Source organism: Streptomyces sp. JH14, from assembly GCF_029428675.1.
In the GTDB taxonomy this organism is placed as follows: domain Bacteria; phylum Actinomycetota; class Actinomycetes; order Streptomycetales; family Streptomycetaceae; genus Streptomyces.
Map to the genome: position 1 here is coordinate 3986910 of NZ_JAJNEL010000001.1, position 20734 is coordinate 4007643.

A 20734-nucleotide genomic window follows, 5' to 3' on the forward strand; every position below is an offset into this window, starting at 1 on the left:
TGCTAGGTCCTGGGAAGAACTTCGCCATAGATCTGCCACTTGCCGCTGTCATCCATGAAGACGCGCGTCACCTTGTATTCAGTACCGCGACCGAGCAGCATTTCACGTTCGGCCACTCCGAAGTCGCTCAGCCGCTCGACCCACATGGTCGGGGTGCCCTTGGGCACACGCAGGCGGAGAATCGCTTCCTTGCCCGCGAAGCTGGGGACCGGATGGTTGCCCAATGACGTCGACATGTAGCCCTGGTCAGGATACGTGTTGCCCAACATGCGCATCGGGCTGGGAACGTCGATGTGGCCCAGTCCGGTCCCACGGACAACCATCATGTCCTCGGGCATCGGGTTCCCGGCAAGAGCCTTGTCGATCTCGTCGACCTCGTGTCGGACCTGGGGCGTGTCAAATTCCGTCTTGCCCCGCAGGAATCCATTGATCTCCTTGTACGTCGGAGTGGGCTGCGGAGGTTCCTTCGTGTAGTCGAAGACGGCGTCCTTCTGCGACTGCGGAAGGTTGTCGGCGTAGTCGTTCCACTGTTCCCTGCCGTACTTGACGGCAGCCTGGTCGTCGGGGAAATGAACTGTCCCGTCGGAGATCTCGGCCAGGGCGACCCGGTGCTTGTCCGCAGTGGAAAGCTTGTCAAAATCGGCATGTGACATGTGCGGGGTGTACTTGAAGTCGTCCGCCGCGCCGGCGACACCCGTCCCGTCCGCATCGGGATGGCCGGCCGTCGCGGCGTCGTCCGCGCCGTGCAGGGCGTCACCGGTGGCGCCGTTCGGGTCGACATGCCCGCCGTTGTCACCGGCGTGCGCCGCGTCGTCGGCGTGCGGGCCCGCGTCGTCGGCGTGGCCGCCGTGGTGCGGGCCATCTTGGCCGTGCGTACCCGGTGCGTCGTGCCCGTGCGTGGTCGGCACGTCGTGCCCGGGGCCGTGCGGGCCCGCGGGCGGGACGTCGTGCCCGGCGCCCGTCGGGAGGTGCTCTCCCGGCACGTGCGCTGCCGGTCCGCCGGGTACGTGGCCTGCGGGGCCGCCGGGTACGTGGCCCGCAGGATCGAAGGCCGAGGGGGCGGGTCCGAATGAGCCGCCGGGTACGTGCGATGCCGGGCTTCCCGGCACGTGGCCTGCCGGGTCGAACGACGCCGGGGCGGGGCCGAAGGAGCCGTTCGGTACATGGGTCGCCGGAGCGCCGGGCACATGGGTGCCCGCGTCGGCCGGCAGGTTGTCGAAGCCGCCCGTGTGCGGCACACCGGGGAGACCGCTGCCGGCGTGGACTCCGGGCATCGACGACTGCGGGAGCTGCCAGGAGGTGGGCAACGACGTGCCGGGGACCGTGGCGTGCGGGATCGAAGGTGTGTCGATCGGGGTGTTCGGGGGGATCAGGTTGCCGTTGGGGTCCAGAAGGTGTCCGTCGGGCAACTGGAACGAGCCGTCGGGCAGCGTGGGGATCTCGACGTTGCCGATGCCCTTGAGGCCCTTGGTGATGTCGCCGATCTTGGAGAGGCCGGCGCCCGCGCCCTTGGCGATGTAGGTCATCGGGTCGATGACCTTTCCGGCCTTCCCGGCCACCGACAGGACCTTCGCGACCGCTCCCGCCTTGCCCGCGCCGGAGACACCGGCACCGGCGCCGCCGGTGAAGACGGTGGTCAGGACGTTGAACGTGACCGCTCCCGCGGCCCGTCCCGGGTTCTTGCCCCACTCGTCCCAGGCGACCAGCGCCTTGCCGGTCTCCTTCATCGCGGTGCGCGAGTCCCGCAGCCAGGACGGCAGCTTGTCGTCCGGCAGGGTCCAGAACAACGCGCCCGCACCCGGGATCGACGTGATCACCAGACCGGTCGCGAGCTGGGCGAGACCTTTCCAGGCCTGGCCCATGGCGTCCCAGCCACCGAACCCGACCAGGGTGCCCAGGCCCTTGATGGTGCCCCAGATCCCGTCGACGATCAGCCCGTCCCAGACGAACGACTTGACCCAGTGCCCGACTTCCCAGACATGGTGCTTCTCCTCCATGGGATCACCCCAGGGAAGCTTCGCGTTCTTGAGGTCGTCGGCGTTGAACCCGTACTGGTCCTTACGCTCGGACCCGTCACCGGCGACCATCTGCGTCCCGCCGAACAACGCGGTGATCTTGTTGTGGCAGGTGCGTTCCGCGGCCCAGAACGCGGCAACCGTCGTCGTGACATCGTCGCGGAGCTGATTGTGCTCCTCGATCTTGTCCTCGTCGTACTCCCAGTCGTCGTCGTCCTTGACCTTGTTCACGAACGTCGACGCATCCGCTTTGAGCTGTGCGAGCTTCGTGACCAGCGGACGGACTTCGGTCGCGTAGTCCGACAGGGCCGTGGAAACCTTCTCCAGGTCGTCGGCGAAACCGTCGGCCCGGTCCTGGACCGGCTTCGTCGACGCGAAAAGCCGCTCCGCCTCGGGTGCCTGGTAGTACGCGGACAACCCCTGGAACTGGGTATGGACGTCGGACCCGGTGCTGCGCATGTGCCCGGCATCCGTTTTCAGGCTGCCGTAGTCCTTCTCCAACTGGCCCAGATCACCGGTGAACTGCGGTATCGCTTCCGGCTTGATCACTTGGTCTGCACCCCGGGCTTCGTCAGATCGAGATCCGGGACACCCAGGGCCTTGCGCTGCGACTCGGCCGCCATCTCCAGGTCACCGTTCAGATACGCGGTCGTCGCATCCACCGCACCCGTCAACGACTTCCCCGCCCGCGCCGCGATGAACTTCAGGTCCGACGTGGCGTGTTCGGCGTACTGCGACAGCGCCAGCGCGACGAGACCACCACCGGCCTTCTCCCCGCCCTCACCACCGCCCTCCGCAGTGATCGTGCCCGCACTCGTCGCCGCCGACGTCAGATGCTCCCCGTACGCCTTCGCATACGTCTCGATCTTCCCCGCCGTCTCACCCGTCGTCTTCAGCACACCCTGAATACCCTGCGGCTTCAGATCCCAGCCGGTCATGCGCTACCTCATGCTCCCCGATACCGACCGGCGCTCATCCGCACCCAGGTCAGCCGATGTTGTCCGCCGCGGTCTGCGCCCGCGTATCAGCCGATGTTGTCGACCGCGGCCTTCGCGCGCGTGATCGTGTGCTGCGCGGTGCCGTCGTTCTTCTCCAGCGTCGTCTTCAGCAACTGGATGATGTTCCTGACCTCCTGCGAGGCCCGGTTCCACCGCATTTCCTTGCCGTGGTACTCGTCCGCGACACCGTCCGCCGTGAAGTCCGCCATCGCGGCCTTCACCTGCGCGTCACGCGCCGCGATCACCTCCTCCAGGCGCCCGATCACGACCTGGATATTGCCCTGCACATCCGCCGACGCACCCGTGTCGTACGCACGACGATCACTGCCACCAGCCATCACGAACCCCTACCCCTGCAGCTCAGCGTCCGCCGAAGCGGGCCGCGTCGAAGTTGGCGGCGCCCATCTGCTGCCGCGCGTTGTCGCCCTGCTCCTGGTCACCGGAACCGAACGCCGAGTCCATGCCCGACTGACCGCCCAGCAGCGACGCCAGCGAACCGTTCAACGCCGCCGTGATCTCGTCCGACCGGTTCTTGAACGAATCGAACGCGACCCGCCCCGCACCGTGGAACTTCCCCTCCAACGGCGCCGCCGCCTGCACCAGCTGACGGATCAACGTCCCCAAGTCATCACTCGAACCACGCGACTTCGACGTCAACGTCGACAGAACCTGCGCCCCCATGTCGAACTTCATGTGCATCCCCCTGCCAGACCGAGTGATCCCATAGGGCGCCATCCTTGCGAACCCGGCACGCCGGTTTCAACCGGAGGTCCCCGCTGTGACCAAGGCATGACGCAGCCACGCAAGATCAAAAGTGGTGGAAGGGGATATTCGGGCCGCCGCATGTTCGCGGGTTCGCGGGATCTCCAGGAGATCTCCGCAGGATCTTCGCCGGGGCGGTTCCGGGTCCGTCCCTGCCCGGCGCCGGTGCACGTACGGCACCGGCGCAGGCTCGGCCTCGGTTCAGTGCCTTCCCGCCAACCGGTCCGCGACCTTGGCGAGGCGGTCGGTGCCGGGGCGGGGGGAGGCGAGTTCGCGGCGGTCCGCGGTGCGATAGGCCGCGTACATGCCGTGGACGCCGATCCAGCGGAAGGGTTCCGGTTCCCAGCGACGGACCTTGTGGTTCACCCAGGGGAGAGCGGTCAGATCCGTCGGCCCGGACTGGCCGGAGTCCTGCTGGATCAGGTCGCGCAGGGTGCGGGCTGCGAGGTTGGTGGTGGCGACGCCGGAGCCGACGTAGCCGCCGGCCCAGCCCAGTCCGGTGGACCGGTCGAGGGTGACGGTGGCGCACCAGTCACGGGGGACGCCGAGGACGCCCGACCAGGCGTGGTCGATGCGGACGCCCGCCGTGGTGGGGAAGAACCGGACGAGGATGTCGCGCAGCGCCTCGATGGTGGCGGGCTGGGTGCGGCCGTCGTTGTCGGTGGCGGAGCCGTAGCGGTAGGGGACGCCGCGGCCACCGAGTGCGATGCGGTCGTCGGCGGTGCGCTGGGCGTACATGTAGGCGTGGGCCATGTCGCCGAGGGTCTCGCGGCCGTCCCAGCCGATGGTGTCCCAGATCTCCTTGGGGAGCGGCTCGGTGGCGATCATCGAGGAGTTCATCGGGAGCCAGGTGCGTCGCTGGCCCTGGATGCCGGCGGTGAATCCCTCGGTGCAGCGCAGGATGTACGGGGCGCGGACGGTGCCGTACGGGGTGTGCGCGTGCTTGGGCTTGATCTCGGTGACGGGCGTCGATTCGTGGATGGTGACGCCGAGGGCCTCGACGGTGTCGGCAAGGCCCTTGACGAGTTTGATCGGGTGCAGGCGGGCGCCGTGCGGGGTCCAGGTGGAGCCGACCGCTCCGGTGACACGGATGCGTTCGGAGGTCTCGCGGGCGCCGCGCAGGACGCGGTCGGTCTCGCCGAAGGCGATCTCCACGGAGTGGAAGTCCTTGAGGCGGGCCAGCTGGGCGGGGGTGTACGCGACTTCGAGGACGCCGCCCCGGTGGATGTCGGCGTCGATGTTCTCCTCGGCGGCGACGCGTACGACTTCGCCGACGGTGTCGTTCATCGCCTTCTGGAGGCGGACCGCGGCGTCGTGTCCGTGGAGCTTCGCGTAGCGGTCACGGCCGGCGATGCCGTTGTAGAGCCAGCCGCCGTTGCGCCCGGAGGCGCCGTAGCCGCAGAACTTGGCTTCGAGGACGGTGATGTTGAGGAAGGGGACAGCCTTCTTGAGGTAGTAGGCGGTCCACAGGCCGGTGTATCCGCCGCCGACGATGCAGACGTCGGCCGTGGTGTCGCCGGGCAGGGGTTCGCGGGCGGTGGGGGTGCCTTGATCCGCGTACCAGAACGATATTCCGCCGTTGACCGTGCTGACGGTGCTCATGTTGCCCCTGCTTGTCCGGTGTGAAGCCCGAGTCTCTGTGTGGCGGGACGTTACTGCGCGAGGGGTGGTTTCGTCGTCCCCCGGGTGAGCGGGTAGCAGGCGAGACCGACGAGCGCGCCGGTGAGGTGGCCGAGGTCGGTGAAGGTGCGGCCGGTGATCAGGGGGAGGCCGTAGACGACGAGGACGGCGAAGAGGTACGCCGGCCGCCAGGGCCGGGGGACGTGGTACGTGAGGACGGCGACCACGCCCGCGAGTGCGTAACTGACTCCGATGTCCAGGGTGTTGACCACGGACACAGGTGCCTGTCCGTGGCGGACGGCCCAGGCGAGGGCGCCCTCGCTGACGAGGGTGGCCAGGACGTGTGCGAGCGCGGCGACCACGAACCAGCGCAGTGTCCCGAGCCAGCGTTCGGCGGGGGCGTGGAAGACCGTGAAGAGGAAGGCGTACGGCAGCCAGCGGCCGCCCTCGATCCAGAAGGCGCTGGAGATGAGGACGCGTACCGGGTCGCGCAGCAGCTCGTGGATGTTGGTCGAGTGCCGCCGCAGGAAGTCCTCTTCGAAGTCGGGTGACATCTGGTGCACGACGACGGTGGTGACGAAGAGGATCGCCAGCCAGACGTAGGTGGCGGGGGCGCTGCGGATCCAGGAGCCGAGGGCGCGGAGGGCTCGCGCGGAGACCGGGTGTGCGGGTGGGGAGGGGCTGCTCGGGGCCATGGTCGATTGATGCACGGTCCTACGATCGGGTGCGTGATTGACATTCCGGACGCGCTGATCGCCACCCAGTCCAAGTACAACGGCGAGGCCGGGCGGGCCTTTCTGGCCGGGCTGCCGGGGCTCGTGGACCGGTTTCTGGGGGAGTGGGGGCTGCGGCGGGACGGGGCCGAGATGTACGGGATGTGCGCGCTGGTGCTGCCGGTGGTGCGCGAGTCGGACGGCCGGCGGGCGGCGCTGAAGCTCCAGGCGCAGGACGAGGAGACGGTGGGGGAGCCGGTCGCGCTGCGGGTGTGGGGCGAGGCGGGCGCGGGAGCGGTGGAGCTGCTCGGTCACGACCCCGGGACCGGCACGATGCTGCTGGAACGGCTGGACGAGCGGCGGCCGCTGTCGGCGGTGGCCGATGAGCGGGCGGCGGTCGAGGTGCTCGCCGGGCTGCTGGCCCGGCTGACGTCCGTACCTGCGCCGGACGGACTGCGCCGGCTCGGGGACGTCACGGAGCGGATGCTGGCCGAGGCGGGGCGGGCGGCCGCGGGGCTGGCGGACACGGGCGAACGGCGGATGCTGATGGACTGCGCGGCGGCTGTGCGGGAGGTGGCGGGCGAACCGGGGGACCGGCTGCTCCACTGGGACCTGCACTACGACAACGTTTTGGCCGGCCGGGCCGACGAGGGCCGGGCGCACGAGTGGGTCGCACTGGACCCGAAACCGCTGGCCGGGGATCCCGGCTTCGATCTGATGCCCGCCCTGTTCAACCGGTTCGACACGTCGGGGGTCCGGTGGAGGTTCGATCTGATGACGGAGATGCTGGGGCTGGACCGGGAGCGGGCGCGGGCCTGGACGCTGGGCCGGGTGCTGCAGAACGGGGTCTGGACCGTGACGGACGGAGCACACCGGCTGCCGCCGGAGCAGGCGGAGATCGCCCGGCAGCTGCTGGAGCGGGAGTAGCGGCAGGGGCAGGGGTGAGGAGCGGTGCGGGCGTGTGCCTACGCTGCCCTCATGATTCGTACCGCCACCCCTGCCGATGTCCCTGTCATTCACGCGATGATCCGCGAGCTCGCCGACTACGAGAAGGCGCTCCACGAGGCGAACGCCACCGAGGAGCAGCTGCGCGAGGCGCTGTTCGGTGAGCGGCCCGCCGCGTACGCACACATCGCCGTGTCGGACGAGGACGGCGAGGCCGTCGGTTTCGCGCTGTGGTTCCTGAACTTCTCGACGTGGCGCGGGGTGCACGGCATCTATCTGGAGGACCTGTACGTGCGCCCGGACCGGCGCGGCGGCGGGCACGGGAAGGCGCTGCTGACGGAGCTGGCGCGGATCTGTGTGGAGCGGGGTTACGAGCGTCTGGAGTGGTCGGTGCTGAACTGGAACGCCCCGTCCATCGCCTTCTACGAGTCGCTGGGCGCGCGGCCGCAGGACGAGTGGACGGTGTACCGGCTGACGGACGGGGCGCTGGCGGAGCTCGGCGGCTGACCTCCGCCGGACATCCGGGGCACCCTGCGGCCTCAACTCCGCTCGAGGTCGGGCGTCCGGCGGTCCGGGCGGCGCTGCCCGTCCGTTCCGAGGGCGAGCAGCGCCGCCTCCATCCCGCTGTTGAACGACACCTCGCTGAGCAGTCCGGGCGCCGCCACCTGGTCGCCCGCGAGGTAGACGCCGTTGCCGCGGTCGATGGCCGGCCGGTCCCGCCAGGTGGTGCCGGGGCGGTCGACCGCGCCCGTACGGCCGGCGGAGAGAGCCTCGCGCCGCCACTCGACGCGGTCGCGCCAGCCCGGGAATCCGAGGTCGAGGACCCCCTCGGCACGGGCGATGCCCACCGCCTTCGACTCGCCGGGGGCGACGGGGAACTGGCCCTGGACGAGCTGCAGGCCCGCCGGGGCAAGGGTGCGGTCCTGGGCACTGAAGCGTTCGATCCAGCCGGGAGCGTCCAGGTCGGAGACGGCGAAGGCGTCGCCGCGCCGGGTGCGCAGGGCCAGGTCGATCAGCGCGGTTCTGCCGCTGTCCCAGGTCAGCGTGGGGTCGCGAAGCAGTCCGCGGGCGGCGTCGAGGGAGGTGGCGACGATGACGGGGCCGCTGCGGGCCAGGTCGTCGAGGGCGCTCGGATCGATCCGGTTCACCGTCTCGATCCGGACGCTCAGATTCCAGGCGCGTGCGGCCATCCGGTCGACGACCTGCGCCCAGCCGCCGACCGGGTAGCGGGCCTCGGGCGGCAGGGCGGCGGCGCGGCACAGCCGCTCCTGAACGAATGCGGCGGAGAGCGAACCGGGATCGTGGTGGTAGAGCGCGACGGCGGCGAAGTGCGCGGCCGCACGGGCCCCTTCTTCTCCGACCCGGCCGGTCGCCCAGGTGCGGAAGTCGGTGTCGACGGGGGCGTGTCCGGCGCTGCGCCGGGTGAGCCGGAGGAGGTCGAGGGGCGGGGTGCGGCGCAGCGCGCCGTCCAACCGGAACCGGAGCCGGGTGGCCGCGAGCAGCGGCACGGTGGCGGTCGGGCCGAGGAGGCCGCGCTGCGCGAGCCAGGTCCAGTGCGGTCCGCGGCGGTAGAGGGCGTGGGGCCCGTCGTTGGTGCGGTACGGGCCCTCGGCGGTCCTGGCGCGGCCGCCGAGGGTGTGATGGGCCTCGTGGACGGTCACGGGGGCACCGGACTCGGCGGCGGTGATCGCTGCGGTGAAACCGGCGAGGCCGCCGCCGATGATGTGGATGCGCTTCATGGGTACCGGTCTCCTCGGTCGAAGAAGGCGTCGTCGAAGAAGGCGTCACAGACACGACGGTGTGAAGGGGGCCGGGTGTGACATCGGCGCGGGGGCATTGTCAGTGGCGTGGGTCACGATGGGGCCATGGCACGTAACAGCAGGAGTGGTGGCGGGAAGGGCGCCGTGGCGGCGGCTCGGCGGCCGGAGGTGCGGCTGCCGCCGCTCGTTCCGTACGACGGGGAGGGGCTGGAGCCGGACGGGGACTACGACGGTGTGCGGTTCGAGGGGACGGACCTCACGGACGAGTCGGGTCCGGGCGCCCGGTTCATGGACTGTGCGCTGGAGGGGTGCGCGCTCGACCGTACGGAGCTGGTCAGGGCCCGCTTCATGGACTCGGTCCTGACGGGGGTGCGAGGGGTGGGCACCGATCTCGCGGGGGCGTCGCTGCGCGATGTCGAGGTGGTGGACGCGCGACTGGGAGGGGTGCAGCTGCACGGCGCGGTGCTGGAGCGGGTGCATGTGCGCGGCGGGAAGATCGACTATCTGAACCTGCGGACGGCGCGGCTGACGGACGTGGTCTTCGAAGGCTGCGTGCTGTCCGAGCCGGACTTCGGGGACGCGCAGCTGGTGCGGGTGGAGTTCCGGGACTGTGTGCTGAAGCGCGCCGACTTCACGTCCGCACGGATGGAGTCGGTGGACCTGCGGACGGCTTCCGAGCTGGACATCGCGAGGGGCGTGGAGCGGCTGGCGGGGGCAGTGATCAGTCCGGTGCAGTTGATGGAACTGGCCCCGGCGTTCGCGGCGCAGATCGGGGTGCGGGTGGAGGCGTAGCCGGTTTCCGCGGTCCGCCCGTCAGATGCGGGGGAAGCGGGCCTGGAGGTCCCAGATCACGGGGTTGTCGGCGAGCCCCTCGTGCATGTCGGCGAGGTCCGCGATCAGGTCGTGCAGGAAGTCGCGGGCCTCGCGGCGCAGCAGGGAGTGGCCGAAGGTGAGCGGGGGTTCGTCGCCGGGCATCCAGTCGGCTTCGACATCGACCCAGCCGAAGCGGCGCTCGAAGAGCATCCGGTCGGACGACTCGGTGAAGTCCAGCTCGGCGAACTGCCGCCGGTGAGAGCGGCTGCCGCGGGGGTCCTGGTCGATCTGTTCGACGATGTCGCAGAGAGCCCAGGCGAAGTCGAGCACGGGCACCCATCCCCAGGCTGTGGATACTTCGCGGTCCGCCTTGGTGTCCGCGAGGTAGACGTCCCCGGAGAACAGGTCGTGCCGCAGTGCGTGGATGTCCGCGCGGCGGTAGTCGGTCTGCGGAGGATCGGGGAAGCGCCGGGAGAGGGAGTAGCCGATATCGAGCACGGTTCGATGGTGTCATGCCCGGGGGTGTGTCGACGCCGGAGCGGTGGGCTGCCCCGCCGGCCGGGGACCGCGGGTGGCCGGTGCCGCGGCGGTCCTCGTCGCGGGCGTCCCGGCTCACGGCAGCAGCCGCTGCTCCTTCGCCACGGCGACGGCGCCCGCACGGGTGTCGACGCCGAGTTTGTGGTAGATGCGGCCCAGGTGCGTCTTGACCGTGGCCTCGCTGATGAACAGGGCCCGGGCGATGTCCCGGTTGCCCAGGCCCTGGGACAGCTGGCCCAGGATGTCGCGTTCGCGGTCGGTGAGCGTCGGCAGGGGGCTGCGCATGCGGGCCATGACACGGCCGGCCACCGGTGCGGAGAGCGTGGTGCGGCCCTGGGCCGCCGAGCGGATCGCGGCGAACAGCTCCTCCGGGCGTTCCGCCTTCAGCAGGTAGCCGGTGGCGCCCGCCTCGATGGCGCGGGTGATGTCCGCGTCCGTGTCGTACGTCGTGAGGACGAGGACGTGGACGCCGGTGGCCGCGATGCGGCGGGTGGCTTCGACGCCGTCGATTCCTTCGCCCAGCTGCAGGTCCATCAGGACGACGTCGGGGGTGAGCCGGGCGGCCACGGCGACGGCCTCCTCGCCGCTGCCCGCCTCGCCGACGACCTCGATGTCCGGTTCGCTGCCCAGGAGGGCGAGCAGCCCGGCGCGTACGACGGCGTGGTCGTCGCAGAGCAGGATCCGTACCGCGGGCGAGGTCATGAGGGTTCCTCCGGCGAGGGCGAGGGCGAGGGCGAGGGCGAGGGCGAGGAGGCAGGGGCGGGCAGGGGAACCGCGGCGGAGACGACGGTTCCCTCGCCCGGTGCCGATTCGATCGTGAGCGTGCCGCCGAGCTGGTGCAGCCGGGCGCGCATCGCGGGCAGCCCATGGCCGCGTACGCCCACTGACGGACGCAGGGCGGCCGGTGCGGGCGGGACGAAGCCGCGGCCGTCGTCGGCGATGTCCAGGACGGTCCGGTCGTCCAGGTGGGTCAGTGTCAGCGCGGCCTCCGTGGCGTCCGCGTGCTCCTTCACATTGGCCAGGGCGCCCTGGGCGATGCGCAGCAGTGCGGACTGCACCCGGTCGGGCAGCGCCGCGTGCGGCGTTCCCTCCACATGGCAGCGGACCGTGAGCAGCCCCTGGGCCTGCCCCGTTTCGCGGGCGGCCAGGGCGTGCAGCGCCGCCTCCAGGCCGCCGCCCTCCGCGAGATCCGCCGGTGCCAGGTCGTGGACGAAGCGGCGGGCTTCGGCGAGGTTGCGTTCGGCGATGCCTGTGGCCGTACGGACGTGGCGGCGGGCGGTCCCCGGGTCGGCGTCCCAGGTGCGGTCCGCGGCCTGGAGCAGCATCTGCTGGCTGGACAGGCCCTGCGCGAGGGTGTCGTGGATCTCCATGGAGAGCCGCTGGCGTTCGGCGAGGGTGCCTTCGCGGCGCTCGGTGGCGGCGAGTTCGCGACGGGTGCGCAGCAGATCGTCGATCAGTTCGCGCTGGCGCACGGCCTGACGCTCCATATGGACGAAGACCGCGGTCGCGATGGCCGCCACGGCGGGGGGCGCGAGCACCAGGTTCGGGTCGAAGCCGTCGGCCAGCCGCAGCTGCGCGGCCACGACGAACACGGTGAGCAGTGCGACGAGCGCGAGCGCGGCGCGCGGCGGGAGCAGCCGCAGTCCCGTGTAGAAGAGCGGCACCGCGCACCACGCGAAGCTCGGCGCGAGGACGACGAGCACCATCCACACGGCCACGAGCACGCCGAGCCAGGCGAGCCGGCGCGGGGTGGGGCGCGAACCGAGCACCGGGCCCAGCAGATACAGCGCGGCGAGCGTCACGGACAGCGCGATGATCCACGGGGTGCGGTCCTCGCCCGGGTGGCGGAGCAGGAAGCGGGCCAGGGACGCGCCGAGCAGCAGGAAGAAGGCGGCGTGCATCAGCAGCGCGAGCCACCGGGCATCCGGGTCGGCGGCTTCGGTTCGGTGCTCCACTTCGTACCTCGTACTCCCTGCCGGCTACCGAAGAGCTGCTGCTGACCTGCGCGGATACATCCATGGTGACCCGGTGGGGCCACCCCCGCATCAACCGATCGGCCGATGGGACCGTCAGCCGTCCTGTGCGCGCTGTCGATCCGGTACGTCGACGTCACGGGGCCGGATCCGGCCGGAGGATCGATCACAGAGCCGGACACCGCCCGACCGGAACGCCGCCCGGGCGGAAACGTCGAATCGTCGAGGAGCATCCCCATGAAGAAGATGTCGCTGCGCACCCGTGTCCTCACCGGTGCCGTCGCCGCCGCCGCGCTCGGTGCCGGAACGTTCGGTGCCATGTCCGCGAGCGCCTCCGCCCCCGCCGCTGCCCCTGCCGCCGCCGTCACGGCCGATACGGCGAACCGGAACCTCCAGCAGACCACCCATCTGACCGTCGCCGCCGCCACCGAGGCCGCGCGCGCCGCCCTCGACGCCGCCGAGAAGGAGAACCAGCGTGTGGCGGTCGCCGTCGTCGACCGGAACGGCAACACCCTCGTGACGCTGCGCGGCGACGGTTCCGGCCCGCAGGCGTACGAGTCCGCCGGGAAGAAGGCGTACACCGCCGTCTCCTGGAACGCCCCCACCTCCGTGCTCGCCGGCCGCCTCGCCCAGGCCCCGAACCTGAAGGACATCCCTGGCACTCTTTTCCTCGCGGGCGGCGCCCCGGTGCAGGTCAAGGGCGCACCGGTGGCCGGCATCGGAGTGGCCGGCGCCCCCAGCGGCGACCTCGACGAGAAGTTCGCCCGGGCAGGCGTCGCCGCACTCGCCCGGTAGGAGAGCCGACCACAGGACCCAGGAGAGACCGCGTATGAACGCCCTCGATCACGACCTCCTCCGAGCCGCGCGCACCGGTGACGCCGATGCCGCACGCGCCGCGATCGAGGGCGGCGCCCGTGTCGACGTCCGCGATGGGGAGGGGCGTACCCCGCTGCTCCTCGCCGTCCACGGGGACCATGTCGAGGTCGCCCGGCTGCTCGTCGAGGCGGGTGCGGACCCCGATGCGCAGGACCGGCGTGAGGAGAGTCCCTGGCTGGCGACCGGCGTCACCGGCAGCGTCGCGATGCTGCACACCCTGCTGCCCGCCGGTCCGGACCTGAAGCTCCGTAACCGGTTCGGCGGCATTGTGCTGATCCCGGCGAGCGAGCGCGGTCATGTCGGTTACGTACGGGAGCTGCTCCGCGTCACGGACATCGACGTCGACCACGTCAACCGGCTCGGCTGGACCGCCCTGCTGGAGGCCGTGATCCTGGGCGACGGCGGCCGGGCGCACCAGGAGATCGTCGAACTGCTGCTGGCGGCGGGCGCCACCCCCGGTCTGCCGGACGGCGACGGGGTGACGGCGCTGGAACACGCGGAGCGGCGCGGGTTCGGGGAGATCGCGGCGCTGCTGCGGGACCGGGACCCCAGGTGAGCATCCCCGATCCGACATTCCGCACATAGGGTCGTCGGTGTGCGCCCCACCGTCCCGCTCCTGGTCCTCGCCGCCGTCGTCTCCCTCGCCACCGCCTGCAGCGGTGGCGTGCAGGGAACCCCCGGCTCCGCGGGTCTGCGCGACCCGTACTTCCCGAAGGCCGGCAACGGCGGGTACGACGTCACGCACTACGACCTCACCCTCGACGTCGACCCGGCCGCACACCGGATCCGCGGTACCGCCGTGATCACGGCGCGCGCCACCCAGGACCTCAGCGCCTTCAACCTCGACCTGGCCGGCCTGACTGTCGAGTCCGCCCGGGTCGAGGGGCGTCCGGCCGCCTTCAACCGGGCGGCCCGCGAGCTGACGCTGCGGCCCGACGCCGAGGTGGAGAGCCGCCTTCGCCGGGGCAGGACCTTCCGCACGGTCGTCCGTTACTCCGGTTCCCCGCTGACCCTCACCGATCCGGACGGGTCGAAGGAGGGCTGGCTGAGGACGGCGGACGGGTCGGTCGCGCTCGGCGAGCCCGTCGGTGCGATGACCTGGTTCCCCGGCAACAACCACCCGAGCGACAAGGCGACGTACGACCTCACGGTCACCGTTCCCGAGGGCCTGACCGCTGTCTCCAACGGAGAACTGACGTCCCGCAGGGTGTCGGGCGGGGCTTCCGGTCGCACCTCCGCGTACCACTGGCATACCGCCGAGCCCATGGCGACCTATCTCGCGACGCTCGCGATCGGCCGTTTCGACACGAAGGCGTCGACGACCCCCGACGGCATCAAGGTGTTCACGGCCGTGGACCCGAAGGTGGCCGCGGCGAGTGCTCGGACCCTCGCCCGGATCCCCGAGATCGTGCAGTGGGAGGCCGCGCGCTTCGGGCCGTACCCGTTCTCCTCGACCGGTGCGATCGTCGACCGTTCGCACGACTCCGGCTATGCGCTGGAGACCCAGGACCGGCCGTACTTCCCCGGGCCGCCGACCGCCGGACTTCTGGTCCACGAGATGTCCCACCAGTGGTTCGGGGACTCCGTCACGCCCGCGAGCTGGCGCGACATGTGGCTCAACGAGGGGTTCGCCACGTACGCGGAGTGGCTGTGGGAGGCCGACAAGGAGGGTGTCCCGGTGCGGGACAGTTTCGACGCGGCCTTCGCCGACGACGACAACTGGGCCTTCCCGCCCGCCGATCCGCCGACGGCCGCGGACATCTCCCGGGCCCCGGTGTACGGGCGCGGGGCGATGGTGATCCACAAGATCCGGCAGGCCGTCGACGACGACCGGCGGTTCTTCGCCCTCGTCGCGGGCTGGACGAAGGCCCATCGCCATGGCAACGCGTCGACGGCCGACTTCACCGCCTATGTGGAGAAGGCCACGGGGCAGGATCTGACGGATCTGTGGAAGACCTGGCTGTACGGCGACGGCCGGCCCGCCACGGAGAACGGGTGACCGGTCGCGGGAAACCCGCCGTGACCTACTCCGCTTCGGTGGCCTTCAGCGCTTTGTGCAACACCGAGCAGGGGCGGCCCAGCGAGTGGTCGCGGCGATGGTCGATGACGTCGTAGCCGAGCGCGGTCCAGAAGGCGAGCGCCGCGGGGTTGTTCTCCAGGACGGCCAGCCGGATGCCGTCCCGCCCGGCTGCCCGGAACCGGTCCTCGACGAGGCCGGCCAGCCGGCGCCCGTAACCGGAGCGGTGCCGCCGTGCGTCGACCATGAGCAGCCCGATCCAGGGGTCGGGGTCGGCCGGGTCCGGGTGGTGCGCCAGGGTGACGGCCACGCCGACCAACCGCCCCTGCGACCGGGCGAGCAGCACCTCGGTGTCCGGGTTCGCCAGCTCGTCGGCGAGCGAGGCGGCGACCTGCTCGGGCCGGATGTCGCGGGGGTCCGGGAAGTCACCGCTGAGCTGCTGGAACGTCAGGTTGGACGCGTAGAGCGCGGTGAGTTCGGCGAGCAGCGGGCCGGGAAGGGCGCCGGCCACCGGCCGCAGTGGTTCGATGATCATGTCGCGCACTCTCTTCGTGCTCTCTGCGTGTTCGGGCCTTCGGCCGGACGCGCGGGCGCCCCCGGCCGAAGGCGAATCGGCCGGGGGCGCCCGCACGGTTCAGGTCAGGCCCCGAACCGTGGTGCCGCATGCGTGCCGCGTCAGATGTTGACGCCGAAGTCCTGGGCGATGCCGCGCAGGCCGGATGCGTAACCCTGGCCCACCGCGCGGAACTTCCACTCCGCCCCGTTGCGGTACAGCTCGCCGAAGACCATGGCGGTCTCGGTGGCGGCGTCCTCGCTCAGGTCGTAGCGGGCGATCTCGGTGCCGCCGGCCTGGTTGATGATGCGGATGAACGCGTTGCGCACCTGGCCGAAGTTCTGGCTGCGGGTCTCGGCGTCGTAGATCGAGACGGGGAAGACGATCTTGTCGACGTCGGCCGGCAGGCCTGCCAGGTTGACGTTGATCTGCTCGTCGTCGCCCTCGCCCTGACCCGTGACGTTGTCACCGGTGTGGACGATGGTCTGGTCCGGGGTCGACTTGTTGTTGAAGAACACGAAGTGGCCGTCGGAGACGACCTTCCCCGTGGGGTTCACCGCGATCGCCGAGGCGTCGAGGTCGAAGTCGGTACCGGTGGTGGTGCGGACGTCCCAGCCGAGGCCGACCGTGACGGCGGTCAGGCCCGGGGCCTCCTTGGTGAGGGAGACGTTGCCGCCCTTGGACAGGCTTACTGCCATGGGAAGTCCCTTTCATCGTCGAGTGAGGGCTTCGTGCCTTCACGAAGCTACCGTCACATGTCATAACGCACCCAAGGGACCGAGAGGTTCCTGCTCCCTTTACTTTCTTTACCGAACTGTCGACCGAGACGTCAAAAGAAGGTGACGAACGGGGTCCGGGCCAGGGAACATGGGTGTCATGTCCGGGCCCTATGTCATCCGCGGTTCGGTCTCTCTGCCGGAGGCCGAACTCATGTGGCGTTTCTCGCGGTCCTCCGGGCCCGGCGGCCAGCACGTCAACACCAGCGACTCCCAGGTGGAGCTCCGCTTCGACCTCGCGGCGACCGACGCGCTCCCCGAGGTGTGGAAGGAGCGGGCGCTCGAGCGCCTGGCGAGCAGGCTGGTGGGCGGCGTCGTCACGGTGCGGGCGTCGGAGCACCGCTCCCAGTGGCGCAACCGCGAGACCGCCCTCGTCCGTCTCGCCGCGCTGCTCGCCGAAGCCACCGCGCCGCCGCCGAAGCCGCGCCGCAGGACCAGGATCCCCCGCGGGATCAACGAACGCCGGCTGCGCGAGAAGAAGCAGCGGGGCGACACGAAGCGCGGCCGCTCCGGCCGCGACTGGTAGACGACGCGGGCCGCGGCCTGCGCACCCGGCCGGCCGGCCCCCGGGGCCATGAGCCGCCCGGCGGCCCGTCAGCCGAGCTGGCGGTAGCGCCCCCGGAAGTACGTCAGCGGCCCGCCGTCCGCGCTCGGAAGCGAGGCGCTCAGCACCCGTCCGATCACCAGCGTGTGGTCGCCCGCGAGCACCCGTTGCTCCGTACGGCACTCCAGGGTGGCGAGGGACCCGCCGACCAGCGGTGCGCGCGTCACCTCTCCCCGCACATAGGGGATGTCCTCGAACAGCAGCCGGTCGCTGATCCGGCCCTTCATCGCGAACCGCCCCGCGATGTGCCGCTGGCTCTCCGTGAGCACGGAGACCGCCCACAGCGGCTGTTCGTCGAGCAGGTCGTCCATCCGGGAGCCGTTGCGCAGGCTCACCAGGACGAGCGGCGGGTCCAGCGACACGGACATGAAGGCGGTGGCCGTCATCCCGACGTCCTCGCCGCGTCCGTTCTCGTCGAGCGGCGGCTCCTGGGCGGTGATCAGGACCACGCCGGCCGCCAGGCGGGCGAGGGCGCCGCGGAACTCGTCGTTGCTCACTCCCTCAGCATGGGGGATGGGCTCGGACCGCGGGGTGGGGGGCTTCGTCTGCAACACAACGGGCACGCTAGCCGTGGACCGTGCGCCGCCGCATCGGGCCAGGGGACCAGCCAGGTCCTAGGACTCCGGGCCCAGGGGCGGGCCGCAACGTACTGCAACGTCCAGATTTGCGTTCAAGAAACGGACGGACCGCTTGCACGGGGCCTGCTCAACCCTTCACCATCTGTTGTGACTTGAGTCACAGAGTGCAATATTTGCTGACCCTGTGTACCGGGTGTACAGCTCACTGTGATTCAGTGGCGGTGACACTGCGAACAAGTACGTCGATATGAAACCTGGAGTGCTGTCGAGGTCTCGGGGAGTGCGAGCGATGGAGGCCGAGTCGGAGCCGTACGTCCGTCTGGCGACGATGCGGCAGCTGCATCAGGCCGTCGCCGATCTCAACACGGCGCGGAGTCTGGCCGACACACTGCAGACCGTGGCCGACGGGATCGTCGCCGGTCTCGGATACGGGCTGGCCTGCGTCAACCTCGTCCGCCCCGACGGTGATCTCGTCGTGGCCGCGTTCGCCGGCAACTCCGCCGCCGAGTCCCTGATCACCGGCCGCGTCGGTTCCCGGGCCTCGTGGGAGCGCCGGCTGTCCATGGGTGAGGCATGGGACGAGCTCCGCTTCATACCGCACACCGACGGCTGGGTCCTCCTCGACGACGACGTACCGCAGTGGCACACCGAAGGCCCCGAGCCCCGCTTCGACGACGAGTGGCACCCGCAGGACCGGCTCTACGCCCCGATGTACGCGTCCGGCGGCGGCCTCGACCTCCTCGGCGTCATTTCCGTCGACCGGCCGCGCAACGGCCGCCGTCCCGGCGCCTGGGGCCGTGAGGCCCTCCAGATGTACGCATCGCAGGCGGCCATTGCGATCAGCAACGCCCGGCTCCGAGCAAACATGCAGCGCGCTCTGGTCCGGCTCGAACGCGAGCAGCAGGCGCTGCGGGCCAGCGAGGAGTCGTTCCGCCAGGCCTTCGAGTACGCACCCAGCGGCATGGCCATCGCCGAGATGGGCGGCGACCAGCACGGCAGGCTGCTGCGCACCAACGACGCGCTGTGCCGGCTGCTCGGCCGCCCGGCCTCGGTGCTGCGCCGCTACTCCTTCGCCGACCTGGTCCACCCCGAGGACGTCGGCACCCTGCTGCGCACCTCCGCCGAGGGCGGCCGCGCGGAACTGCGGCTCGGGCGCCGGGACGGGTCCTACCTCTGGGTCTCGCTGCGCAACTCCGTCGTCGCGGACACCGCCGACGGCCCGCGCTTCCTCCTCACCCATGTCGAGGACATAGAGGAGCGCAAGCGCCATGAGCTGAACCTGGCGCACCGCGCCTCGCACGACGCGCTCACCGGCCTGCCCAACAGCGCCGAGCTGCGCGCCCGGCTCGCCGCCCGGCTCTGCGAGCGCCCGTACGCGGCGGCCACCACCGCCGTGGAGGCGCTGGACGCGGCGTACGGCGACGTCGAGGACCCGGACGGCCGGATGCACGGCTTCCGGGCCGACGGCTTCGAGGCCGACGCGGTGGGCGGCGGCCCGTACGACCACCATGTGCACGCCGTGGCGCCCGACGGCGCCGACGACGGGGCGAAGGGGCTCGCGGTCCTCTTCTGCGACCTCGACGGCTTCAAGTCCATCAACGACCGCTTCGGGCACCACACCGGCGACGCCGTCCTGATCGAGGTCGCCCGCCGGCTCACCACCTGTGTGCGCGACGGCGACACGGTCGCCCGGCTCGGGGGTGACGAATTCGTCGTTCTCGCGGACGGGCTCGGCGCCGCGGACGCCGCAGACCTTGCCGTACGCCTCCGTAACGCCATCATTCCGCCCATTCGGGTGGATGGTCGCGCGGTGCGGGTCGGGGCGAGCTTCGGGATCGGCTGGGCCGCCTGCGGCATGACCGGCGAAGAGGTGCTGCGCTCCGCCGACCAGCGGATGTACGTGGAGAAGCGTTCCCGTTCGAAGGTTCACCGCAGGGCCGGCTGACGTTCACGGCAGGGCTGCTCCGGGCGCCCCGCGCCGCTTCCCGTCTCCGCCCCCGATGGTCGTCGGCAACTCTTGGTGTGCTCCGTTCGAGGTAGGCTCGGCCGGTCGGCCACGGCTGGCGATATTCGGCGACGGCTGGCGACATGGTGAGGAGTGACCCAGGGATGACGGCCGGGAACAACGGCGCAAGCACGCCCGAGGACGACGATCCGTTCGGCTACCTGTACGAGGACGGGCAGGCATCCGGCGCGCAGGCGCCGCGGCAGGGCGGGTACGGCTACCCGGGTCCGGCCGCGCAGCCGGGCGTGCCGAGGACCTCGTACAACCAGGTGCGGACCGTCGGCGAGCGCCAGTACGGGCAGCAGGTGCCGCCGCAGCAGTACGGCCAGCCGCAGGCCCCGTACGGGCAGCCGCAGGCCCAGGCCGCGTACGGCCAGCCCCAGGCGCCCTACGGCCGCCCGAACGCGCAGTACGCCGCCCCCGAGACCTACCCCGGTGGCGCACCCGCCTCCCAGGTCCCGCCGCCGGGCGGCCATGGCCGGACCGGTGGCCCCGGCAAGGGCGGCCCGAACAACAAGGGCCTGCTGATCGGCGCGATCGCGGTCGTCGCCGTCGTGGTCATCGGCATCAGCGCCGCACTGATCACGGGCGACGACAACGACGGCAAGAAGAAGGACGAGGCCACCACCTCGGCCGGCGCCAACGGCGGGACCGACGACTCCCCGAAGCCGAAAGACTCCGCGTCCTCCTCCGAGGAGCCCGTGGAGCTGCCGAAGCAGGACGCGGCGACGCTGCAGCTCGGCGGCACGGCCAAGGTCGAGAAGGTCATCAAGGGGGCCGAGGGCGCGGACGGCGTGTACGTCACCGGCTTCAACCAGGTCGGGTCCTCGGTGACCTGGAAGGCACCCATGAAGACCGACGGGGAGTACCGGCTGACGGTGCGGTACGCCATCCCCGCCAAGGACGCCAACGCCACGCTGACGGTCAACGGCAAGGCCAACAGCCAGCCCATCGGTCTGAAGAACTTCGTGCACTCCTCGGACCCGAACTGGGAGAAGAACTGGCAGACCACCTGGGCGCCGGTGACCTTGAACCAGGGCGACAACGAGATCAAGATCTCGTGCGAGACCGGCAATCAGTGCGATGTGATTCTCGACTGGCTCGAGGTCACGCCGGCGACGGGCTGAGCCCTTCCGGAACCGCTCTGCCCTACGCCTTCCTCCGCACCGCGACGGTTCGGACGAGGACG

General features: G+C 71.0%; 22 protein-coding genes. 9 read left to right on the forward strand and 13 right to left on the reverse strand.

Translation table 11 applies throughout. From position 1 onward, the window contains the following. Nucleotides 1-2: 2 nt before the first annotated feature. The 6 genes from LRD69_RS17985 to LRD69_RS18010 all read right to left on the reverse strand — a co-directional run bounded on the left by LRD69_RS17985 (nt 3) and on the right by LRD69_RS18010 (nt 6090). Nucleotides 3-2564, reverse strand: coding sequence for an ADP-ribosyltransferase (locus LRD69_RS17985; RefSeq protein ID WP_277327597.1), 2562 nt, complete (start codon nt 2562-2564; stop codon nt 3-5). Then, nucleotides 2561-2953 (reverse strand): DUF6507 family protein, encoded by a 393-nt coding sequence (locus tag LRD69_RS17990; RefSeq protein WP_277327598.1) that lies wholly within the window; start codon nt 2951-2953, stop codon nt 2561-2563. The genes LRD69_RS17985 and LRD69_RS17990 overlap by 4 nt, the downstream gene beginning before the upstream one ends. Nucleotides 2954-3039: 86 nt before the next feature. Next, nucleotides 3040-3351, reverse strand: coding sequence for a pore-forming ESAT-6 family protein (locus LRD69_RS17995; protein WP_277327599.1), 312 nt, complete (start codon nt 3349-3351; stop codon nt 3040-3042). Between the two features lie 22 nt (nt 3352-3373). After that, the gene (locus LRD69_RS18000; protein ID WP_277327600.1) at nt 3374-3706 is read right to left on the reverse strand and encodes a hypothetical protein; all 333 of its coding nucleotides are present in this window, start codon (nt 3704-3706) and stop codon (nt 3374-3376) included. A 270-nt stretch (nt 3707-3976) separates the two neighbouring features. Then, nucleotides 3977-5377 carry an FAD-dependent oxidoreductase gene (locus tag LRD69_RS18005; protein WP_277327601.1) on the reverse strand — a complete coding sequence of 467 codons (1401 nt, stop codon included), beginning with the start codon at nt 5375-5377 and terminating at the stop codon, nt 3977-3979. Nucleotides 5378-5427: 50 nt separating this feature from the next. Next, complete coding sequence (locus LRD69_RS18010) at nt 5428-6090, reverse strand: rhomboid family intramembrane serine protease (RefSeq protein WP_277327602.1); 663 nt, start codon at nt 6088-6090, stop codon at nt 5428-5430. 33 nt (nt 6091-6123) lie between these two features. On the opposite strand from LRD69_RS18010, the gene LRD69_RS18015 reads away from it, so the two are divergent. Together LRD69_RS18015 and LRD69_RS18020 are read left to right on the forward strand one after the other, a co-directional pair. Next, entirely contained in the window at nt 6124-7035 is a 912-nt protein-coding gene (locus tag LRD69_RS18015) for an aminoglycoside phosphotransferase family protein (RefSeq protein WP_277327603.1), read from the forward strand. Between the two features lie 51 nt (nt 7036-7086). After that, a complete protein-coding gene (locus LRD69_RS18020) occupies nt 7087-7560 on the forward strand; it encodes a GNAT family N-acetyltransferase (protein ID WP_277327604.1) in 474 nt (157 codons plus the stop codon). A gap of 32 nt (nt 7561-7592) precedes the next feature. Here LRD69_RS18020 and LRD69_RS18025 read toward each other — a convergent pair whose 3' ends face one another. Further along, on the reverse strand, nt 7593-8792 hold the full coding sequence (locus LRD69_RS18025; protein ID WP_277327605.1) for an NAD(P)-binding protein: 1200 nt from the start codon (nt 8790-8792) through the stop codon (nt 7593-7595). A gap of 126 nt (nt 8793-8918) precedes the next feature. Between LRD69_RS18025 and LRD69_RS18030 the strand changes: the two genes are divergently transcribed. Then, nucleotides 8919-9605 carry a pentapeptide repeat-containing protein gene (locus LRD69_RS18030; RefSeq protein ID WP_277327606.1) on the forward strand — a complete coding sequence of 229 codons (687 nt, stop codon included), beginning with the start codon at nt 8919-8921 and terminating at the stop codon, nt 9603-9605. A gap of 21 nt (nt 9606-9626) precedes the next feature. Here LRD69_RS18030 and LRD69_RS18035 read toward each other — a convergent pair whose 3' ends face one another. From LRD69_RS18035 to LRD69_RS18045, 3 genes are all read right to left on the reverse strand, one after another. Further along, complete coding sequence (locus LRD69_RS18035) at nt 9627-10124, reverse strand: hypothetical protein (protein WP_277327607.1); 498 nt, start codon at nt 10122-10124, stop codon at nt 9627-9629. Between the two features lie 114 nt (nt 10125-10238). Next, nucleotides 10239-10865, reverse strand: coding sequence for a response regulator transcription factor (locus LRD69_RS18040; RefSeq protein WP_277327608.1), 627 nt, complete (start codon nt 10863-10865; stop codon nt 10239-10241). Further along, complete coding sequence (locus LRD69_RS18045) at nt 10862-12064, reverse strand: sensor histidine kinase (protein WP_277329774.1); 1203 nt, start codon at nt 12062-12064, stop codon at nt 10862-10864. Before LRD69_RS18045 ends, LRD69_RS18040 begins: the two co-directional genes overlap by 4 nt. Nucleotides 12065-12373: 309 nt before the next feature. On the opposite strand from LRD69_RS18045, the gene LRD69_RS18050 reads away from it, so the two are divergent. From LRD69_RS18050 to LRD69_RS18060, 3 genes are read left to right on the forward strand one after another with little or no spacing between them, the layout of a single operon-like run. Beyond that, the gene (locus LRD69_RS18050; protein WP_277327609.1) at nt 12374-12931 is read left to right on the forward strand and encodes a heme-binding protein; all 558 of its coding nucleotides are present in this window, start codon (nt 12374-12376) and stop codon (nt 12929-12931) included. A 34-nt stretch (nt 12932-12965) separates the two neighbouring features. After that, nucleotides 12966-13568, forward strand: a complete 603-nt coding sequence (locus LRD69_RS18055; RefSeq protein WP_277327610.1) for an ankyrin repeat domain-containing protein — start codon at nt 12966-12968, stop codon at nt 13566-13568. A 39-nt stretch (nt 13569-13607) separates the two neighbouring features. Next, on the forward strand, nt 13608-15011 hold the full coding sequence (locus LRD69_RS18060) for a M1 family metallopeptidase (protein WP_277327611.1): 1404 nt from the start codon (nt 13608-13610) through the stop codon (nt 15009-15011). A 25-nt stretch (nt 15012-15036) separates the two neighbouring features. Here LRD69_RS18060 and LRD69_RS18065 read toward each other — a convergent pair whose 3' ends face one another. Together LRD69_RS18065 and LRD69_RS18070 are read right to left on the reverse strand one after the other, a co-directional pair. Continuing rightward, a complete protein-coding gene (locus LRD69_RS18065) occupies nt 15037-15564 on the reverse strand; it encodes a GNAT family N-acetyltransferase (protein ID WP_277327612.1) in 528 nt (175 codons plus the stop codon). Nucleotides 15565-15704: 140 nt separating this feature from the next. After that, complete coding sequence (locus tag LRD69_RS18070; protein WP_277327613.1) at nt 15705-16280, reverse strand: TerD family protein; 576 nt, start codon at nt 16278-16280, stop codon at nt 15705-15707. A 178-nt stretch (nt 16281-16458) separates the two neighbouring features. Here LRD69_RS18070 and arfB point away from each other — a divergent pair, with 178 nt between their 5' ends. Then, nucleotides 16459-16884, forward strand: a complete 426-nt coding sequence (gene arfB / locus LRD69_RS18075) for an alternative ribosome rescue aminoacyl-tRNA hydrolase ArfB (RefSeq protein ID WP_277327614.1) — start codon at nt 16459-16461, stop codon at nt 16882-16884. 68 nt (nt 16885-16952) lie between these two features. Here the strand turns inward: arfB and LRD69_RS18080 are convergent, their stop codons facing one another. Then, complete coding sequence (locus LRD69_RS18080; protein WP_346771913.1) at nt 16953-17459, reverse strand: flavin reductase family protein; 507 nt, start codon at nt 17457-17459, stop codon at nt 16953-16955. Nucleotides 17460-17829: 370 nt separating this feature from the next. On the opposite strand from LRD69_RS18080, the gene cdgB reads away from it, so the two are divergent. Beyond that, on the forward strand, nt 17830-19485 hold the full coding sequence (gene cdgB / locus LRD69_RS18085) for a diguanylate cyclase CdgB (RefSeq protein WP_277327616.1): 1656 nt from the start codon (nt 17830-17832) through the stop codon (nt 19483-19485). A gap of 164 nt (nt 19486-19649) precedes the next feature. Then, entirely contained in the window at nt 19650-20672 is a 1023-nt protein-coding gene (locus tag LRD69_RS18090) for a CBM35 domain-containing protein (protein WP_277327617.1), read from the forward strand. Nucleotides 20673-20734 lie beyond the last annotated feature (62 nt).

What these genes read in the sequence shown, in the direction of transcription:
- LRD69_RS17990 (WP_277327598.1), bottom strand. Translation starts at nt 2,953, where the DNA reads ATGACCGGCTGGGATCTGAAGCCGCAGGGTATTCAGGGTGTGCTGAAG.
- LRD69_RS17995 (WP_277327599.1), bottom strand. Translation starts at nt 3,351, where the DNA reads ATGGCTGGTGGCAGTGATCGTCGTGCGTACGACACGGGTGCGTCGGCG.
- LRD69_RS18000 (WP_277327600.1), bottom strand. Translation starts at nt 3,706, where the DNA reads ATGAAGTTCGACATGGGGGCGCAGGTTCTGTCGACGTTGACGTCGAAG.
- LRD69_RS18005 (WP_277327601.1), bottom strand. Translation starts at nt 5,377, where the DNA reads ATGAGCACCGTCAGCACGGTCAACGGCGGAATATCGTTCTGGTACGCG.
- LRD69_RS18010 (WP_277327602.1), bottom strand. Translation starts at nt 6,090, where the DNA reads ATGGCCCCGAGCAGCCCCTCCCCACCCGCACACCCGGTCTCCGCGCGA.
- LRD69_RS18020 (WP_277327604.1), top strand. Translation starts at nt 7,087, where the DNA reads ATGATTCGTACCGCCACCCCTGCCGATGTCCCTGTCATTCACGCGATG.
- LRD69_RS18025 (WP_277327605.1), bottom strand. Translation starts at nt 8,792, where the DNA reads ATGAAGCGCATCCACATCATCGGCGGCGGCCTCGCCGGTTTCACCGCA.
- LRD69_RS18030 (WP_277327606.1), top strand. Translation starts at nt 8,919, where the DNA reads ATGGCACGTAACAGCAGGAGTGGTGGCGGGAAGGGCGCCGTGGCGGCG.
- LRD69_RS18040 (WP_277327608.1), bottom strand. Translation starts at nt 10,865, where the DNA reads ATGACCTCGCCCGCGGTACGGATCCTGCTCTGCGACGACCACGCCGTC.
- LRD69_RS18045 (WP_277329774.1), bottom strand. Translation starts at nt 12,064, where the DNA reads ATGCACGCCGCCTTCTTCCTGCTGCTCGGCGCGTCCCTGGCCCGCTTC.
- LRD69_RS18050 (WP_277327609.1), top strand. Translation starts at nt 12,374, where the DNA reads ATGAAGAAGATGTCGCTGCGCACCCGTGTCCTCACCGGTGCCGTCGCC.
- LRD69_RS18055 (WP_277327610.1), top strand. Translation starts at nt 12,966, where the DNA reads ATGAACGCCCTCGATCACGACCTCCTCCGAGCCGCGCGCACCGGTGAC.
- LRD69_RS18065 (WP_277327612.1), bottom strand. Translation starts at nt 15,564, where the DNA reads ATGATCATCGAACCACTGCGGCCGGTGGCCGGCGCCCTTCCCGGCCCG.
- LRD69_RS18070 (WP_277327613.1), bottom strand. Translation starts at nt 16,280, where the DNA reads ATGGCAGTAAGCCTGTCCAAGGGCGGCAACGTCTCCCTCACCAAGGAG.
- arfB (WP_277327614.1), top strand. Translation starts at nt 16,459, where the DNA reads ATGTCCGGGCCCTATGTCATCCGCGGTTCGGTCTCTCTGCCGGAGGCC.
- cdgB (WP_277327616.1), top strand. Translation starts at nt 17,830, where the DNA reads ATGGAGGCCGAGTCGGAGCCGTACGTCCGTCTGGCGACGATGCGGCAG.
- LRD69_RS18090 (WP_277327617.1), top strand. Translation starts at nt 19,650, where the DNA reads ATGACGGCCGGGAACAACGGCGCAAGCACGCCCGAGGACGACGATCCG.